The organism is Kitasatospora sp. NPDC127111, from assembly GCF_042677465.1.
Taxonomy (GTDB): Bacteria; Actinomycetota; Actinomycetes; order Streptomycetales; family Streptomycetaceae; genus Kitasatospora.
In genome coordinates, this window is the sequence record NZ_JBHXTG010000040.1 from 15,423 (window position 1) to 30,874 (window position 15,452).

17 protein-coding genes are annotated in these 15,452 nt (G+C 73.2%); 11 read left to right on the forward strand and 6 right to left on the reverse strand.

All coding sequences use genetic code 11. From position 1 onward, the window contains the following. The first annotated feature begins 131 nt into the window (after positions 1 to 131). Together ACFVHB_RS23290 and ACFVHB_RS23295 are read left to right on the forward strand one after the other, a co-directional pair. The gene (locus ACFVHB_RS23290) at positions 132 to 2,585 is read left to right on the forward strand and encodes a PKD domain-containing protein (RefSeq protein ID WP_380325434.1); all 2,454 of its coding nucleotides are present in this window, start codon (positions 132 to 134) and stop codon (positions 2,583 to 2,585) included. Positions 2,586 to 2,813: 228 nt separating this feature from the next. Continuing rightward, on the forward strand, positions 2,814 to 4,289 hold the full coding sequence (locus tag ACFVHB_RS23295; RefSeq protein WP_380325437.1) for a hypothetical protein: 1,476 nt from the start codon (positions 2,814 to 2,816) through the stop codon (positions 4,287 to 4,289). Positions 4,290 to 4,358: 69 nt separating this feature from the next. On the opposite strand, the gene ACFVHB_RS23300 is transcribed toward ACFVHB_RS23295, so the two are convergent. Then, entirely contained in the window at positions 4,359 to 5,261 is a 903-nt protein-coding gene (locus ACFVHB_RS23300) for a sigma-70 family RNA polymerase sigma factor (RefSeq protein ID WP_380325440.1), read from the reverse strand. 121 nt (positions 5,262 to 5,382) lie between these two features. On the opposite strand from ACFVHB_RS23300, the gene ACFVHB_RS23305 reads away from it, so the two are divergent. After that, positions 5,383 to 6,222 (forward strand): SDR family oxidoreductase, encoded by an 840-nt coding sequence (locus ACFVHB_RS23305; protein ID WP_380325443.1) that lies wholly within the window; start codon positions 5,383 to 5,385, stop codon positions 6,220 to 6,222. 37 nt (positions 6,223 to 6,259) lie between these two features. Continuing rightward, complete coding sequence (locus tag ACFVHB_RS23310; RefSeq protein ID WP_380325446.1) at positions 6,260 to 6,790, forward strand: hypothetical protein; 531 nt, start codon at positions 6,260 to 6,262, stop codon at positions 6,788 to 6,790. 10 nt (positions 6,791 to 6,800) lie between these two features. Here the strand turns inward: ACFVHB_RS23310 and ACFVHB_RS23315 are convergent, their stop codons facing one another. Continuing rightward, positions 6,801 to 7,415, reverse strand: a complete 615-nt coding sequence (locus ACFVHB_RS23315; protein ID WP_380325449.1) for a cysteine hydrolase family protein — start codon at positions 7,413 to 7,415, stop codon at positions 6,801 to 6,803. 71 nt (positions 7,416 to 7,486) lie between these two features. Here ACFVHB_RS23315 and ACFVHB_RS23320 point away from each other — a divergent pair, with 71 nt between their 5' ends. Continuing rightward, entirely contained in the window at positions 7,487 to 8,506 is a 1,020-nt protein-coding gene (locus tag ACFVHB_RS23320) for a GlxA family transcriptional regulator (protein ID WP_380325452.1), read from the forward strand. A gap of 32 nt (positions 8,507 to 8,538) precedes the next feature. Here ACFVHB_RS23320 and ACFVHB_RS23325 read toward each other — a convergent pair whose 3' ends face one another. After that, the gene (locus ACFVHB_RS23325; protein WP_380325455.1) at positions 8,539 to 9,543 is read right to left on the reverse strand and encodes a TetR/AcrR family transcriptional regulator C-terminal domain-containing protein; all 1,005 of its coding nucleotides are present in this window, start codon (positions 9,541 to 9,543) and stop codon (positions 8,539 to 8,541) included. Positions 9,544 to 9,780: 237 nt separating this feature from the next. Between ACFVHB_RS23325 and ACFVHB_RS23330 the strand changes: the two genes are divergently transcribed. Both ACFVHB_RS23330 and ACFVHB_RS23335 read left to right on the forward strand, forming a co-directional pair. Continuing rightward, positions 9,781 to 10,893: an FAD-dependent monooxygenase gene (locus ACFVHB_RS23330; protein ID WP_380325569.1), complete on the forward strand. Its 1,113-nt coding sequence runs from the start codon at positions 9,781 to 9,783 to the stop codon at positions 10,891 to 10,893. A 588-nt stretch (positions 10,894 to 11,481) separates the two neighbouring features. Continuing rightward, a complete protein-coding gene (locus tag ACFVHB_RS23335; RefSeq protein ID WP_380325458.1) occupies positions 11,482 to 11,844 on the forward strand; it encodes a hypothetical protein in 363 nt (120 codons plus the stop codon). Between the two features lie 33 nt (positions 11,845 to 11,877). Here ACFVHB_RS23335 and ACFVHB_RS23340 read toward each other — a convergent pair whose 3' ends face one another. Both ACFVHB_RS23340 and ACFVHB_RS23345 read right to left on the reverse strand, forming a co-directional pair. Then, positions 11,878 to 12,213, reverse strand: coding sequence for a branched-chain amino acid transporter permease (locus tag ACFVHB_RS23340; protein ID WP_380325461.1), 336 nt, complete (start codon positions 12,211 to 12,213; stop codon positions 11,878 to 11,880). Next, positions 12,206 to 13,000, reverse strand: a complete 795-nt coding sequence (locus ACFVHB_RS23345; protein ID WP_380325464.1) for an AzlC family ABC transporter permease — start codon at positions 12,998 to 13,000, stop codon at positions 12,206 to 12,208. The genes ACFVHB_RS23340 and ACFVHB_RS23345 overlap by 8 nt, the downstream gene beginning before the upstream one ends. 63 nt (positions 13,001 to 13,063) lie before the next feature. On the opposite strand from ACFVHB_RS23345, the gene ACFVHB_RS23350 reads away from it, so the two are divergent. Continuing rightward, positions 13,064 to 13,522, forward strand: a complete 459-nt coding sequence (locus tag ACFVHB_RS23350; RefSeq protein WP_380325467.1) for an Lrp/AsnC family transcriptional regulator — start codon at positions 13,064 to 13,066, stop codon at positions 13,520 to 13,522. Between the two features lie 68 nt (positions 13,523 to 13,590). Here ACFVHB_RS23350 and ACFVHB_RS23355 read toward each other — a convergent pair whose 3' ends face one another. Then, on the reverse strand, positions 13,591 to 14,061 hold the full coding sequence (locus ACFVHB_RS23355; protein ID WP_380325470.1) for an ATP-binding protein: 471 nt from the start codon (positions 14,059 to 14,061) through the stop codon (positions 13,591 to 13,593). A gap of 177 nt (positions 14,062 to 14,238) precedes the next feature. Between ACFVHB_RS23355 and ACFVHB_RS23360 the strand changes: the two genes are divergently transcribed. From ACFVHB_RS23360 to ACFVHB_RS23370, 3 genes are all read left to right on the forward strand, one after another. Then, positions 14,239 to 15,186, forward strand: a complete 948-nt coding sequence (locus ACFVHB_RS23360) for a helix-turn-helix domain-containing protein (protein WP_380325473.1) — start codon at positions 14,239 to 14,241, stop codon at positions 15,184 to 15,186. Continuing rightward, complete coding sequence (locus ACFVHB_RS23365) at positions 15,149 to 15,280, forward strand: DUF397 domain-containing protein (RefSeq protein ID WP_380325476.1); 132 nt, start codon at positions 15,149 to 15,151, stop codon at positions 15,278 to 15,280. Before ACFVHB_RS23360 ends, ACFVHB_RS23365 begins: the two co-directional genes overlap by 38 nt. 19 nt (positions 15,281 to 15,299) lie before the next feature. After that, positions 15,300 to 15,452, forward strand: a 153-nt coding sequence (locus tag ACFVHB_RS23370) for a DUF397 domain-containing protein (protein WP_380325572.1), incomplete at its 3' end; no start/stop codon positions are given.

Consider the following 15,452-nt stretch of genomic DNA (forward strand, 5'->3'; position numbering starts at 1 on the left):
CGCGGTGCCGGGGGTGCCCCGTAGGGGGCCGCGGGCCTCGTGGATACTGATCGCCTCGTCGTCGGCACGAATCGAGCACGTGCTCCATCGAAACCGGCGCAGAACGAGACATCACTCTCTCAGGGGGACCAATGTCCATCCGACGTCGCGTCGGCCTCGCCGTCGCCGTCGCCGTCACGAGTTCGGCCGCCACCGGTGTCGTGCTGCCACCGCTCGCCCACGCCGAATCCACCGTGCTCCACGTCAACAGCGCGCCCAACGCGAACTGCTCGGACGCGGGCTCGGGCACCGTGGCACAGCCGTACTGCACCATCCAGGCCGCGGCCGACGCCGCGCAGCCGGGCCAGACCGTCCAGATCGCGCCGGGCTACGGCTACCCGGAGCAGGTCACGGTCAAGCACTCCGGTCTCCCCGACAAGCCGATCACGCTCCAGGGTGACCTGGTCTACGGCACGGCGACCACCGCGGTGGGCGCCCAGTCCTGGACCGAGTCCGCGAAGCCCGCGCCGCACGGCCTGGTCCTCGCGGGCGTGCACGACGTCACGGTGACGGGGCTGAAGTTCGTGGGTCCGCAGGAGGGCGTCCTCGTCCAGGACTCCGAGCGGATCGTCCTCGACCGCAACACCGTGGTCGCCGGCAACCCCGTCTACAACGGGGTCCGCGCCTACCCCGAAGCGACCCCCGGCGTCCGGATCACCGGCAAGAGCGCGGCGGTCACGGTGCGGCGCAACGTCATCGGCGACGCGGGCACGGTCGGCCTGGCCGTCGACGCCGGCGTCACCGGGACCGTCATCACCACCAACGAGGTGACCGACAACCCCGCCGAGGGCGTGCTGATCACGGACGCCCCCGGCACCGTGGTGGTCGGCAACACCTTCGCGCAGAACTGCGGGAGCGACCTGTCGCTGGCCGGGAACTCCTCGGGCGCGACGGTCGAGAACAACATCCTCTCCAAGCTCCCGGCGTTCGCCTGCGCGGACGGCAAGCAGTCGCCGTTCACCAACCTGACGGTGTCGGCCGGTTCGACGGCGGGCACCAAGGCCGACTACAACGTGGTCGCGGCGCCCATCGGCGGGTCCGGCTACACCTGGGGCGGGACGACCTACGCCAACCCCTCCGCGTTCACGGCCACCGGCCAGGGCGCGCACGACTACGGCTCCGACCCGAAGCTCGGCGCCTACGGCGGTGACCAGCTCTCGCCGCTCGCCGCCCAGGGCGTGACGGACGCGGCCGACGAGTCGGCCCCCGGCATGCTGGACACCGACCTCTACGGCAACCCGCGCGCGGACCACCCGAAGGTCGCCAACACCGGCACCGGGAGCGGCTACACCGACCGCGGGGCGATCGAGCTCCAGGACACCATGTCGGCCTCGGTCTGGACGACGCCGTACCCCACCGCCGGGCACCCGCTGAAGGCCCGGATCAGCTACTCCTACACCGGGGGATGGGCGCCGGCCGGCGCCCGCGTGGACTTCGGCGACGGCAGTGACCCGGTCTCGGTGACCGCCGGCACCAACTCCTACGACCACGACTACCCGGACGCCGGCACCTACACGGTGACGCTCACGGCGACCAGCGAGACCGGCCTGGTCCGCACCTCGACCGCCAAGGTGACGATCGCCCCGGCCGGCGCCATCTGGGTGAGCCCGGCGATCGGCCAGGACGACCGCACCGTCGCCCGGATCAAGGTCACCGACCAGAGCAACAGCCCGTGGCCGGTGAGCCGTTACTCGGTCGACTTCGGTGACGGCTCCGCCCCGGTGGTGACCGACGGCGCGAACCCGCCGAACGGCCTGACCCACGACTACGGGGTCGCCGGCACCTACACGGTGACCGAGACCGTCACCGACGACCACGGCCGCTCGGCCAGCTCGACGGTGCGGCGCTACGTCTCCGGTCCCCAGGCGGGCGTGCCGGTCGCGGGGTACTTCGGTGGGCCCACCAGCCAGCTCGCCCTCTTCGACAACGGCCGCTGGGCGGTGTCCTACCAGAAGGTGTCGGCCCAGGCCGGCATGACCTACCAGTTCGGTGACCCGGGAGACCTCCCGGTCGTCGGCGGGTGGGACAACGGCTGCCAGTGCCGGCTGGGCATCTACCGCCCGGGCATCGGCACCTTCGCCCTGCAGCACGCCGACGGTTCCGTCTCCGCGGTCCGCTTCGGTGACCCGGGCGACCTCCCGGCGGTCGGCGCGTGGGACCACAACGGCCACGACCAGCTGGGCATCTACCGTCCGAGCACCGGCACCCTGGCGGTCCGGCACGACGACGGCTCGGTGAGCACGATGCGCTTCGGCGACGCCGGCGACATCCCCGTGGTGGGCGACTGGGACGGCGTGCACCACGCCCAGTTCGGGCTGTTCCGGCCCGGCCGGAACGCGGGTGACCCGAACCTGTTCATCCTGCGTCACGACGACGGCAGCGTCTCGACCGCCTCCTACGGCGTCAAGGGCGACCTGCCGGTGGTCGGCGACTGGCTGGGCAAGGGCCGGACGACCTTCGGCGTGTTCCGCCCGAGCAGCCACGTGTTCGCCCTGAGCAACGCGTACGCGGGCCAGGCCGACATGGTGTTCACGATCTACGGCTGATCCGGCGAGCCGTCCGACGGCCCGGGGTGCGGAGTTCCGCGCCCCGGGCCGTCGGCTTTCTCCCCGAGCCCGCCGGCTTCCACCGGGGCCCGCCGGCTTCCACCGAGGCGGCGGGTGAGCCGACGGGGGTGGCCGACGGCGTGCTGACGGGTAGTGGAATACTCCCCCGCGCACCATGGCGCCGCCCTGACGGCGCCGTGCGTTTCCACACAGGGGGATCAGACGTTCATGTCACCGTCAGCCAGAACCACCCGCTCCGCGCGCGCCGTCCTCGGCGCCTCGGTGCTCGCGCTCACCCTGCTCGGCACCTCGGCCTGCGGCCCGGACAACAGCTCGGCCGATGCCGCCGCCACGGCGGGCGCGCCCAACCTCGGACTCCCGGCCAACCTCGACGACCTGAAGAAGTGGAAGTTCGAGGACTGGGAGAAGTGGGCGAAGGACTACGCCCTCCCGGCCGCCAGCAAGGGCTTCTGGACGCTGGAGAAGCTGCTCCAGGCGAAGCCGGACGAGCCGATCGCGCCGCCGGCCGCGCCGCCCGCACCGCCCGCCCAGCCGGGTCAGCCCGCGCAGCCGTCCCAGCCGGGCCAGCCGCCGGCCCCGGCGCCCGCGAGCACGGCGCCCGGCGCCAAGCCGCCGGCCGGGCAGCCCACCCAGCCGGGGCACCCGACCACGCCGGCCGCGCCGAAGCCGTCCACCACCCAGCAGCCGGCCTCGCAGGCCCCGGCGCCGCCCAAGTCGCAGGCCCCGGCCCAGCCCGCGCAGCCCTCCCAGCCGGGCCAGCCCGCGCAGCCGCCCGCCCAGCCGTCCCAGCCGGGCCAGCCCGCCCAGCCGCCGGCCCAGCCCGCCCAGCCCGCGCAGCCGGGCCAGCCCGCCCAGCCGGGCGACAACGGCAACGACCCGCTGCCGAAGACCGTCGACGCCCAGCCCGTGCAGCACCCGTACACCAAGTACGGCGTGCACGGAAAGCTGTTCGCCGACGCGCCGGGCAGCGGCCCGAACGCCGCGGGCGGCCTCAACCACAACCAGTGCTCCGCGACCGTGGTGGCCGACCCGGCCCACCCCGGCAAGAGCAACCTGGTGTGGACCGCCGGCCACTGCGTCCACCAGGGCAAGGGCGGCTCGTTCTACAGCAACATCACCTTCATCCCGGCGTTCAACAGCAGCGCCGCGCTGAGCGGCGGCAAGCAGGCGGACGAGTCCCAGTACGCGCCGTTCGGCGTCTGGGCCGGGACGCAGGCCGTCACCTCCCCGCAGTGGAAGGCCGAGGGCGGCAAGACCGGTGACGCGGCCACCCACTACGACTTCGCGATCATCCGGGTGCAGCCCCCGAACGGCAAGTCGTTGGAGGAGACGGTCGGCGGCGCGCTGCCGGTCTGGTTCAACGCCCCGCGCGACCAGCTGAGCATCAGCGAGTTCGGCTACCCGGCCGCTCCGCCGTACGACGGCATGGAGCTGAACCACTGCGAGAGCGGCAAGCCGGGCCGGCTGTCCTACGAGCCCTCGCGCCCGCCGATGCTGGTGATCGGCTGCGGCATGACCGCCGGTTCCAGCGGCGGCGGTTGGCTGGCCGTCCGGGACGGCAAGCCGGTCCTGGTCAGCAACGTGTCGGTGGGCAAGCACACCGGCGACCCGAAGTTCCAGGCCGGCCCGTACCTGGACGACGTCGCCGCCGGTGCGTACGACTTCCTGTCCAAGAAGGGCTGAGCCCGGCCCACGGACGACGACCGCCCCCGCACGGCAGCCGTGCGGGGGCGGTCGCGTACCGACGCCGGGTCAGTCCCGGAAGGCCGACACGTCGAGCGCGCCCAGCCGCTCCGGGTCGGACAGCACGTCGATCGCGACGATCACGCCGCCCACCACCGTGAACGCCATGGTCGCGACCAGCCTGCCGTTGGCGCCGATCACCACGACCCCGGCGGCGCCGTTGATCAGCGCCGGACGCGCGTACGGCGCGAGCGAGTGGTACAGGACCGCCTGGCCCGCCACCGTCCGGGCGCCGGTGAGCACCACCGTGCCGCGGAGCCGTCCGACGTCGCCGTCCGAGCGCAGCACCACCTCCGGGTCGAGCACGGCGAGCAGCGCGTCCAGGTCCCCGGTGCGGGTGGCGGCGAAGAAGGCGTCGACGGCCACCCGCTGCCGGGCGAGGTCCCGGTCGGGCGCCGGCGCCTGCCCCTGGACCTTGCGGCGGGCCCGGCTCGCCAACTGCCGGGTGGCGGCCGTGGTCTTCTCGATCAGCGGGGCGATGTCCTCGAACGGCACCGCGAACAGGTCGTGCAGCACGAACGCCACCCGCTCGGCCGGCGACAGCGACTCCAGCACCACCATCAGCGCCAGCCCGACCGAGTCGGCCAGCAGGACCTCCTGCTCCGGGTCGACCACGCCGCCCTCACGCGCCAGCAGCGGATCCGGGATCCGCAACTCCAGCGGGTCCTCGCGCCGCTGCTCGCGCGAGCGCAGCAGGTTCAGGCAGACCCGGCTCACCACCGTGGTCAGCCACCCGCCGAGGTTCTCGACCTCGCTCGTGTCGGTGCGGTCGTACCGCAGCCAGGTCTCCTGGAGGGCGTCCTCCGCCTCACTGATCGAGCCGAGCATCCGGTACGCCACGGCGCGCAGGTGCGGCCGGTGCTCCTCGAAGCGCTCGGTCGCTGTTCCGGCCGGTAAAACCTTCTCGTCCACCGTGTCACATTCCTTCGTCGCCGCGGGTCAGGGCTGCAGAACCACGAAAGCTGCAGAACCACGAAACCTAACGGCTGCGGCCGGGAGATCAACTCCCGGCCGGGACGAATCGGAGACGACCATGACGAACGCGCCCAGGCCGAACGCGACCGGGACCAACGAGCCCGGGCCGAAGGCGACCGCGACGAACGAGCCCGGGACGAACGCCCCCGTCCTCGTGACCGGCGGCACCGGCACCCTCGGCAGCCACGTCCTCCCGCTGCTGCGCGCGGCCGGCCGCGACGTCCGGGTGCTCACCCGCAACGCCCGCCCGGCGGCGGACGGCGTCAGCTACGTGACCGGCGACCTGCTCCAGGACGAGGGCACCGACGCCGCGGTGGCGGGTGTCGGGACCGTGCTGCACCTGGCCGGCGGCCCCAAGGGCGACGACGTGGCCACCGCCAACCTGGTGCGCGCCGCGCGGCGCGCCGGGGTGCGGCACCTCGTCCACATCTCCGTGATCGGCGCGGACCGGGTCCCGCTCGGCTACTTCCGCGCCAAGCTGGGCGCCGAGCGGGCCGTCGAGGGCTCCGGCCTGCCGTACACCACGCTGCGCGCCGCCCAGTTCCACGACCTGGCGCTGAAGGTGGCGGCCGGGATGGCGAAGCTCCCGCTCGTGCCGGCCCCCGGCGGGATCCGCTGGCAGCCGGTCGACTCCCGCGACGTGGCGGCCCGGCTGGTCGAACTGGCGCTGGACGACCCGGCCGGCCGCGTCCCGGACCTGGCCGGCCCGACGGTGTACCCGATGGCCGAGCTGGTCCGCGGCTACCTCAGGGCGCGCGGCAAGAGCCGGCCGATGCTGCCGGTCCGCGTCCCCGGCAAGGTCGGCCGCGCCTACCGGGCCGGCGACAACCTGACCCTCGCGGGCGCCGAGACGGGCCGCCGGACCTGGGAGCGGTTCCTCGCCGAGCGGGTGGGCTGAGGGCCGCCCGTCAGCGGCGGACCCTAAGGTGGAGGGCATGTCGCATGCGCTGCTCGCCACCGTCCGCTCCACCGAGGCCGCCGAGGAATTCCTGCGCTGCACCTCCGACTTCGACCTCGACGGCACCGAGCACGTGGAGGAGGTCGTCCTCGCGTCCGGTGAGTCGCTGGAGCCGATCGCCGGGGACGGGGCAGGCGGTACGTACTTCCTCTGCGGGGAGGGCGGCGATGAACGACCCGTCCTCTACGCCGACTCCGAGGGCGGCGCCGCGCTGGTGGCGATCGGCCTGCCGGAGCTGATCCGGCTGTTGCTGGCCGTCCCGTGGTGGCGGGACTGCCGGAAGTTCACCGTGGAGGAGAGTGCCGAGGCGGCCGAGTGGTACCTGGAGGACGAGCCCGGCCTGCTCGCCGAGCGGGACGCGGCCGCCGCCGCCCTCGGGCTCGAACTCCCCAGCGAGGCAGCGGCCCTGGCCCGGCTCCGGGAGGTGGCCACCGGGCCGGGACCGGGCCGCGATCTCGTGCTGCTCAACGCGGAGGAGGGCACCGCCTATCGCGCGCTCTTCGGCTGATCCCGCAGGCTCAGGCGATCGCCGGCTGACCGGCGCCCGCCGCCGTGAGCACGGCCTCGGTGGTGACCACCTTGGCGAACCGCATCGCGTGCAGCACCGTGGCGGTGGCGCGGGCGAGTTCGGCGGCGGGGACGGTCACGCCGTCGGGGCCGGTCATGTCGAAGGCGTGCATCGCGTCGACCGGGAAGATCGCGTCGTAGCCGAGGTTGCCGGCCATCCGGGCGGTGGTCTCGTTGCACACGTTGGTGATGATCCCGACGATCACGACCTGCCGGGCGCCCCGCGCCTGGAGCCAGGCGTGCAGGTCCGGGGTGCCGTAGAAGGCGCTGTTGACGGTCTTGGTGATGTGCAGGTCGGGCTTGACCGCCGCCACGAAGTCCTTCAGCTCGTACCCCGGGGTGCCGGCCACCAGCGGGCCGGCCGCGGAGGCGTGCTGGACCGTCACGATCGGCCGCCCGGTGGTCTCCCAGGCCGTGATCAGCTCGCCGATCCGCTGCTCGGCCCCGGGGTTGTCGCGCTCGCCCCAGAACGCGTAGTCCTCGAAGCCCTTCTGGACGTCGATGACGACCAGGACGGCGTCGGAGTCGAGGGTGAGCGGGGCGTCGAATGCACTGGTGTTCGTCATGCGTCCATCCTGCGGCGGCCGGGCGACCGGCCGTGATGGGCGCCGCAGCCACCCATCGATACGATCCTGCCATGCGGACGGTGGGTTGCCTGATCTTCGACGGGGTGCGGGCGTTCGACTACGCGGTGATCGGCGAGGTGTGGGCGAACCGGGCCACCAGGCCCGGGCTGCCCCCCTTCGAGCTGCGGGTCTGCGGGGCGGAGGGGGCACGGTTGCGGCTCGGCGGCGGCCTGGAACGGGTGCCGGACTTCGGGCTGGACGCGCTCGCGGACTGCGACGTGGTCGTCGTGCCGGGAATGGAGGACGTGCGCGAGCAGCGCGACCCGGCCGTGCTCGACGCGTTGCGCGCCGCCCACGCGCAGGGCGTCACCGTCGCCTCGCTCTGCGCGGGCGCCTTCGTGCTCGCCGAGGCCGGTCTGCTGGACGGCCGGACGGCCACCACCCACTGGGCGCTCGCCGCCGAACTCGCCCGCCGCCACCCGGCGGTGGACGTCCGGCCGGAGGTGCTGTTCACCGGCGAGGAGGGCATCTGGACCTCCGCCGGGGTGGCGGCGGGCATCGACCTCTGCCTGCACCTGGTCCGCGCCGCCCACGGCCAGCAGGTTGCCGCCGTCATCGCCCGCGCCATGGTCACTGCGCCGTTCCGCACCGGCGGCCAGGCCCAGTTCATCCCGTCCCCCGTCCCCGAGGCCGCGGTGGACGACCCGCTGGCGCGCGCCCGGGCCGAGATCCTGGCCGCGCTCGACACCCCGTGGACGGTCCGCCGGATGGCCGGGGTGGCGCTGATGTCGGAGCGCTCGTTCGCCCGCCGCTTCGTGGAGGCGACCGGCACCACGCCGCTGCGCTGGCTGCTGGAGCAGCGGGTGCTCACGGCGCAGCGCCTGCTGGAGGAGACGGACCTGCCGGTCGACGCCGTCGCCGTCCGCTGCGGCTTCGGCTCGGCGGTGTCGCTGCGGCCCGCCTTCGTCTCCCGGGTGGGCGTGGCGCCGCGCGAGTACCGGCGGGCGTTCCGGGGGCGGGAGTCGGGGGCGGGGCAGGCGGGGGCGCGGCAGGCGGGTGGCCAGGACGTGAGGCGGGAGGCTAGGGCGTGAGGCGGGTGGCCGCCGGGACGTGAGGCGGGAGGCTAGGGCGTGAGGCGGGTGGCGAGGCCGTCCAGCAGGTTGGCCAGGCCGTACTCGAACAGGGCGTCCAGGTCCAGGTCGTAGCCGTCCGTCAGCTCCGCCGTCAGCCGGGCGAACGCGGGGTAGCGGCCCGAGGCGGCGAGCGCGCCGAGGGCGGAGCTCCGGGTGTCCATCCACTCGTCCTCGGTGAGGCCGGTGGCGGCCTGGGCCTGGGTCTCGCGCTCCAGGTTGACCGCGATGCCCTCGATGTAGCTGTACAGCAGCACATGGGTGTCCAGCACGGTCACGGCGTCCAGTCCGTGGCCCTCCAGGGCGGCGAGCGCCCACTCGGCGTGCGTCATCAGGTTGGGCAGCACCAGCGGCCGGGTGACCGGGCTGAGCTGGGCCAGCCACGGGTGGCGGCGGTACAGCGCCCAGAGCGTGCGGGCGCTCAACTCCAGCCGGGCCCGCCAGCCGGCGGGCGGCTCGGCGGGGTAGGCCGGCGCCTCGCCGAAGGCCGCGTCGGCGGTCAGCAGGACGAGCTCGTCCTTGCTGGTGACGTACCGGTAGGTGGCCATCGCGGAGACCCCGAGCCGGGCGGCGACGGCGCGCATGGACAGGGCGCCCAGCCCCTCGGCGTCGGCCAGTTCCAGGGCCGCGCGGACGATCCGCTCGCGGGTCAACTCGCCGTCGGGGGCGGCGGGTTCGTGGGGGGCGGCGGGTTCGTCGGGTGCGATGGGTTCACGGTGCTCGACGCGCGCGGGGGCGGCGTCGGCGGTGGGGGCGGTCCCGGGAGCGGGCTCGGCGCCGGCGGCCACCACGGTGCCGACCCGGGGCAGGGCCTCCACCAGCCCCTCGAACCGCAGCACGGTCAGCGCCTTGGTGGCGGTCGCCAGGGCGACGCCCCAGTCCCGCGCGAGCCGCCGGGTCGAGGGCACGCGCGAGCCCGGGGCCAGCTCCCCGCTGGTGATGCGCCGGCGCAGGTCGGCGGCGATGCGCTGGAAGGGCGGGTCCGTCTCCGGTGCCATGCGGCGGGCTCCTCGGGGGATTTTTTCGCGGGCGGCTGGTCCTGTACTAGCTCAGACCCTACCAGCGGGATCGCCGCTTCCGGGCCTGCTGTCCTAGCACAGTTCTGGGCTGAATGGGCTGGTGAGCGGCTTGCGAGGCTCTGGATGTACGCCGTACATTCAGGGCGCTTACAGCGTACAGACACCGACCCGACAAGCACGACCCTGGGGGAGCCCACCATGCGGAACATGCGGAACATGCCGAACGTCCTCGTCTCCGGTGCCGGAATCGCCGGGACGGCCCTGGCCCACCACCTGCACCGCAACGGCTTCGCCGTCACCGTGGTCGAGCTCGCGCCCGGCCCGCGCAGCGGCGGCCAGGCGGTCGACATCCGCGGCGCCGCCGTCGAGGTCATCGCGCGGATGGGCCTGACCGAGCAGGTCCACGCCGTCCGCACCCGGATGCGCGGCATGTCCCTCCTCGACGCCGACGGCCACGAGGTGCACCGCTCCACCGAGGCCACCTACAGCGGCGGCCGGCTCGACAACGAGGACGTCGAGCTGCTGCGCGAGGACCTCGTCGCGATGCTCACCGAACTCGTTGCGGACGAGGCCGAGTTCGTCTACGGCGACGCCATCACCGCACTGCGCGAGGACGAGCACGGCGTCCACGTCACCTTCCAGCACGGGCGGCCCCGCACCTTCGACCTGGTGGTCGGCGCGGACGGCCTGCACTCCCGGGTGCGCAAGCTCGCCTTCGGCCCCGAGGAGCGGTTCCTGCACCACCTCGGCAGCCACCTCGCGATCTTCAGCACCGACAACTTCCTCGGCCTGGAGGACTGGCAGGTCTGGCAGCGCGACGGCGAGGCCGGCTACGGCATCTACCCGGTGCGCGGCAACAGCGAGTTGCGGGTCTGCTTCGGCTGGCAGAGCGAGGAGCCGGCCGAGCGGGACGTCGAGCGCAGCCGGGAGCTGGTCGCGGAACGGATGTCGGCGCTGCGCTGGGAGACGACCCGGCTGCTGGCGGCGCTGCACGGCGCGTCGGACTTCTACGCCGACGCGATGGCCCAGGTCCGCATGGAGCGCTGGTCCGCCGGCCGCGCCGTCCTGCTCGGCGACGCCGGCTACTGCGCCTCGGCGTACTCCGGCCAGGGCACCAGCCTCGCCCTGGTCGGCGCCCACCTGCTGGCCGACGAACTCGCCCGGGCCGCGGCCGCCGGGGCGGACCACCGCACGGCGTACGCGCGGTACGAGGAGCGGATGCGTCCCTTCGTCGCCCTCAACCAGGCCCTCGCCACCGAGAACCCCGGTGGCCCGGCGGCGGAGGAGTCGGTCGAGCGCGCCAAGAACGCCGTCGCGCTGGACCGTTGAGGCCGGCTGCGGGCCGTCGCGTCGTGCGCGAGGCCGGTGTTCGGGGCGGCGGCCCTCAGCTCCGCCGCCCCGGCCGGGACTCGCGTCGGACGGGGCATCGGCACGCGCACGCCGACCGGTTGAGCCAAACCCCACCTTGGGGGGAAGTTGGCGCGGAGGCGGCGGGGTGCTCCCCGTTCGCGCCCGCCCGTTCGGCGGTTGTGCCCGGGCGAGTTCGCGCCACGCACGGCGGAACTTGTGCGCCAGTACGCCGACTTCCCGCTCGGGTCAACCGACGCCTCCGTGATCGCCGTAGCCGAGCGGTTCGGCGTGGAGCGGGTCGCGACCCTCGACCGGCGACACCTCACGGTGGTGAAGCCCGCGCACTGCGCCGCGTTGAATCTGCTGCCGTGACGGGGTGTCCGCTGCCGAGAACGACGACCACCACGTTCGACAGCCCGCCGTGGCGCGCCACCCCGGAGGCGGCGGCCCCGTAGCGGACGGTCCCGGCCCGCCAGGCGGGGGCGTCGGTGGACGGATACCGGGGCCGGCCTGCGAGGATGCCGGGGAGGACGGCGGACGGCGCGGTCGGAGCGGCAGGGGGCCGGGATGGCGGAGGGACAGGCACAGGGACACGCACAGGGGCAGGCGCCCGAGCGTGGGACCAGGCTGCTCGTCCACGCCCAGGAGAAGCCGCTGGAACTGGTCTTCGAGCCCTGGGCGACCGAGTACACCGTGCCGGCGGGCGAGAACGTCATCGTGCAGTTCGGCGCGGACGACTGGCCGGTCGAGGTGCTGCACGCGCCGGACGGGATCACCTTCTACAGCGGTGGCCTGCACCCGGACGTGTGGAGCCGCGACGGTCGGCCCCTGCTGGTGCTCAGTGCCGAGATGCCGGTGCCGCCGTGGTCGGCGATGCCCGTCGAGCCGCCTGCCCACCCGGCCGGGCCGGGGGCGATCAGCGGGGAGTAGCACCGGTCACGGCCGGCGAGGGGGCGGCGCGGGTCAGGGGTGGGTGAACAGCGTGCTGGCGAGGGCGACGTGGACGGCGGTGCCGCCCAGGATGCTCAGCACGGCGTTGCGGCGCCACAGGTGCAGGCCGAGCGTGGCGGCCAGGGCGAGCAGCGCGGGCGCGGCGTGCGGCGGGTTGCCCAGGGGAAGGTCGCGCAGCGAGTACACGGTGAGGATCACCATCACGCCGACCGGCATGCGCGCGCCGAGGTAGTGGAGCACGGCGCTGGCCCGCAGCGGGGCGAGGGCGGCGAACGGGAGCGCGCGCAGCCCCCAGGTGACGGCGGTCGAGACGCCGATGGCGGCGAGCAGGTAGGGCGTGTCAGGCACGGGCCGGCTCCTCGGTGGTGGGCGTGCGGTGGGCGGCGGGAGCGCGGTGCTTCGCGACGGCGTGCCGGGCGAGAAGTCCGGCGGTGAACAGGCCGGTCGCGGCGAGCAGCATCTGCTCGGGGACGGCGAAACGCGCGGCCAGTGCGCAGACCAGCGCCAGGGCCGGGGTGGGAACGTCGCGCCGGGCCCGGTAGGCGTCCACGGTCAGGACGACGAACAGCGCGGTCAGCGCGAAGTCCAGGCCGACCAGCCGGGCCGGCACCAGCGCCCCGAACAGCGCGCCGGCCGTACCGCCGACCACCCAGTAGGCCTGGCAGAGCACCTGGAGCCAGATGATCCGTCGGCCGCTCCACGACCGGGCGTCGGGCCCGGTGGTCAGCGCGTAGGCCTCGTCGGTCATGCCGAAGGTGCTGTACGCCTTGCCGAGCCGCCCGCCGACCCGGTGCAGCGGGAACGACAGCGCGTAGAAGACGTGCCGGAAGTTCACCAGGAACGCGGTGAGCGCGATCTGCGCGAGCGGGGTGACGGCGACGACCAGCCCCACGAGCAGGAACTCCAGCGACCCGGCGTAGACGAGGGCGGTGAACGCGGTGGCCCACCACCAGCTCAGGCCGGCGTGGACGACGAGCACGCCGAACGCGATGCCGAGCGGGAAGAGGCCCAGGCCGACCGAGCTGGAGTCCCGGAGCGCGGCGGCCAGGTCGGCCCGTGAGGCGGGGGCGGGGGAGGACGGTGCGGGTGGTGGGGTGTCCGGGCGCGTGAGCGTCCCGGCGGGTGAAGCGGTCATACGGGAAATTCTAGGACGAATTCCAGGTAATATGGTTTCCAAATATTGCCCGGGAGTCGCCTGATGAGCAACAAAGAATCACTCGATGCCATTGATCGTGAAATCTTGTTCCACCTGCGCCAGGACGGGCGGCTGACCAACGTGGAGCTGGCGAAGCGGGTCGGCCTCACCCCGCCGCCCTGCCTGCGCCGGGTCAAACGGCTGGAGGACGCCGGGATCATCGCCGGGTACCGCGCCCGCATCGATCCGGCCGCCGCCGGTCGCGGCTTCGAGGTGGTGGTCGCGGTCGAGATCGGCGTCAACGACCTCCAGACGGTCGAGGAGTTCGAGTCGACGGTGGCCTCCTACGAGGAGGTGGTCGAGTTCCGCCGTCTCTTCGGCCGCCCCGACTACTTCGTCCGCGTCGCGGTGGCCGACCACGCGGCGTACGAGAGCTTCCTCACGGCCCGGATGATGGGCCTGCCGGCCGTCACCCGGGTCGACTCGCACCTGACCATGAAGATCATCAAGAGCGACGGCTGAGCGGGGTGACGGCGTGGAGCTGCCGCCACCCCGCTCGTCCTGCGAAATGCGCCGGCCGCGTCGTCACCTCACACGGCGACGACGTTCAGGGCCGCGCCGAACGCGAGCTCGGTCAACCCGGGCGCGGGGGCGACCAGCGCCCAGACGAACTTGCCGACCCCACCCGCGCGTGGGCAGCAACCCCAGTTCTCCGCCAGCGCGTTGACGAGGAAGAGGCCACGCCCGCGCTCCTCGTCGTCGGCCGAGGCGCGGAGCGACGGCCGGCCGGTGCCCGCGTCGTGCACCTCGATCCGGAGCCGGTCGGAGCTCACCGCGAAGCGCACCTCCACCATGCGATCCCGAGGCGCGTCACTGTGCTGCACGGCGTTGGCGAACAGCTCCCCGAGCAGCAACTCGGCGACGTCCGCGAACCGTTCGCCGCGCGGCAGTCCGGCCAGGTAGGCGCGCAGCATGAGCCGGGCGAGCGGCGTGGAGGCGGGCCGGGAGTCGAGCCGGGCCGCGAACTCGCGCGGGCGGCGGTTGGCGCAGTTCCTGGGCATGACGGGGCCACCTCCGGGGGTGTGCGACGGGGGAGCGGAAGCGGCTTGCGGCAGGGGCGCGAGGCGTCACGCTGCGCAAGCAAAGGATCGCGTTCCGGTATCAATCATCAGGCTGTGGAGGTACGGTGACGGCCGATTCGAAGTACCCACCGCATGCGGCACGTGAGGGGAGTCGGCGTGGCACACCGGCGGGCGAAGCAGGGGCCGACGGCGAGTTCGGCCGTGATGTTCGGGGAAGAGCTGCGGTTCTACCGTGAGATGCTCGATTACACGCAGGAGGAGCTCGGCAAGCTCCTGCACTGCAGCCGCACCAACATCACCCGGTACGAGAGCGGAAAGCGGCGCATGCCGGGCGACTCGGTCGAGGATGCCGACCGGGTGCTGAAGACCGGCGGGCTGCTGAAGCGACTCTGGGACCGGGTCGACTGGGAGGCCGAGGTCGAGCATCCGGACTGGTTCCGCGACCACGCGGACATGGAGGCCGAGGCGGTCGCCATCAGGGTCTTTCAGTACAACTTCATGCACGGGCTGCTGCAATGCCGGGAGTATGCGCGGGCATTGTTCGCAACCGGTGACGCTGCAGGTAATCCCCAGCTGGTGGAGGAGCGGACGGCCGCGAGGCTGGGGCGGCAGGAGCGGTTCCTCGTTGACGGTGGTCCGCTGCTGTTGGCGCTACTGGACGAGAGTGCCCTGCGAAACGTCGTTGGCGGGCCTGCGGTAATGAGACGTCAGATGGAGCACTTGCTCGCTGTTGTCCGCTTCGAGAACGTTGTCATACAGGTCGTTCCGTTCTGGCAGTGTCAGACAGTCGTCGACAAGTCGATGGTTCTGCTTGAGATGCGCGACGGCCAGCGGTGGGTCTACTCGGAGAGCCTCGATCGCGGTCATCCCTGTGACGTTGCAGCAATCGTGTCCGGTCACCAGCAAAGTTATGATCGGCTCCGCGGGTCGGCGCTCTCGGTGAGGGACTCGCTCGCGCTGATCGCTGACGCGCTGGAAGGGTTCAGGGATGACGAGGAGCAAGCTCGCAGCCGCCGCCTGGCGGAAGAGCAGCTACAGCGGAAGCAACGGCGGCGACTGCATCGAGGTGGCCCCCGGATTCCCCGGCGTCGTCCCGGTGCGTGACTCCAAGGATCCTGGCGGCCCCTCCCTGGTCTTCCCGGCCGTGGCCTGGCAGGCTTTTGTTGCCGGTATCCGGGCCGGTGAGTTCTCGGCATAGGCCACCTGTGGAGGGGTTCATGGCGACGACAATTGATCTCACTGGTGCGACTTGGTTCAAGAGCAGCTACAGCGGCGGCAACGGCGGCGACTGCATCGAGGTGGCCCTCGGATCCGTCAGCCTCGTCCCGGTGCGTGACTCCAAGGACCCCGCCGGCCCGGCCCTCCTCTTC